This is a genomic window from Testudinibacter sp. 'clade 2', assembly GCF_006227735.1.
Classification (GTDB): Bacteria; Pseudomonadota; Gammaproteobacteria; order Enterobacterales; family Pasteurellaceae; genus Chelonobacter.
Genome location: NZ_VDHB01000246.1, coordinates 1 through 1,078 on the forward strand (window position 1 = coordinate 1; position 1,078 = coordinate 1,078).

Annotated in this window: 4 protein-coding genes; all 4 read right to left on the minus strand. The window is 32.5% G+C overall.

Features of this window, described 5'->3' with window-relative positions; all coding sequences use genetic code 11:
- Nucleotides 1–219, minus strand: a 219-nt coding sequence (locus tag FHQ30_RS13500) for a hypothetical protein (RefSeq protein WP_500692280.1), incomplete at its 3' end; no start/stop codon positions are given.
- Nucleotides 216–482: a hypothetical protein gene (locus tag FHQ30_RS13000; RefSeq protein ID WP_139615076.1), complete on the minus strand. Its 267-nt coding sequence runs from the start codon at nucleotides 480–482 to the stop codon at nucleotides 216–218. The genes FHQ30_RS13500 and FHQ30_RS13000, both read right to left, overlap by 4 nt.
- A 14-nt stretch (nucleotides 483–496) precedes the next feature.
- A complete protein-coding gene (locus FHQ30_RS13005) occupies nucleotides 497–745 on the minus strand; it encodes a hypothetical protein (protein ID WP_139615075.1) in 249 nt (82 codons plus the stop codon).
- A gap of 76 nt (nucleotides 746–821) precedes the next feature.
- Nucleotides 822–1,078 (minus strand): SMI1/KNR4 family protein (locus FHQ30_RS13010; RefSeq protein WP_176552784.1); only part of this gene is annotated, 257 nt, incomplete at its 5' end.

Genomic DNA, 1,078 nt, shown 5'->3' on the forward strand with positions numbered 1-1,078 from the left:
CTCGAGGTTTGGTACAAAAAGGACATAAAACAATCGGTTGTTATGTTCGTTATAATATGCAAGTAATCCTTCATAATCATCAATAATATAATTGTTTATAGCGTGCTGTTTTTGTTCTGTTCCTTTTAAACGAAGATTAACCAGTTGAATAATATTACTGCGTTGTTCATTAAAAATAAAATTTCCAACCGAAACCAAAGGTTTAATTATGTATTTCATGTTTTAATACCATTCTTTTTATACCATTCTCTTAATTGTTCAATTGCTTCATCATACTTATCATCGAATTTGTGCTTTATATTTTTAACATCCACATCAAAAGCTTCTTCAAATTTACCTTGTTCTATTAATTCTTTTTGTTTATCTCTATAATCTTTTGAACCTTCAATATTATCCCAAGAAGCAGTCTTTTTATGATCTGGAGTTTTCATTGTTATAGCACCGCCATTTCCACCTTTGTTACCACTATGTTGGCTTGGCATATGATGCCTTTATTCTACTGTTTCAACTTTTTTACCCTCTGCAATAGTATTATCCAAATCCAAATCCAAATCTTTGTGCGCACCGCCCTTTGTTGAACTATTTCCACTTTTGGGAGTAGTAGAATCTTCTTTTGGTGGTATCGATGCATCTCCACCATCTGCAAAAGCTTTACCGTCTCCTTTTTTAGCATTGGGCGCATCAGGCGCATGGCTTCTTGGTGTTGCACCGCCATCATCACCATTTTTTGGTTTGCTATCCCCATCAGTATTGCCTTTGTCGTGCGGTTCTACAATATGGTGTTACCTTAAAATAAAACCGCCTATTGACGATTGGAGTAATTATTCAGGGGAGTATAAATTCTCTAAAAATATTTTTAACGATGGTGAAAGAAATTCCATATTACTAAAAATTCCATTATTAATATTTCTTATTTTTCTGTTTTCTATATCAAATTCTTCCTCGTGTTTCCAATAATAAATTCCTTTAATCTCATTTTCTATCAATAAAAAACATATAAAATTACCAGCAGGGTCAGAGGCAAAAGGATATACGTTTTCAGACAATTGATTTTTAATTGCGTCATATACTGTAATTA

Excerpts from the sequence above, each read along its gene's own strand:
- FHQ30_RS13000 (WP_139615076.1), bottom strand. The coding sequence starts at position 482 with ATGCCAAGCCAACATAGTGGTAACAAAGGTGGAAATGGCGGTGCTATA.
- FHQ30_RS13005 (WP_139615075.1), bottom strand. The coding sequence starts at position 745 with ATGGGGATAGCAAACCAAAAAATGGTGATGATGGCGGTGCAACACCAA.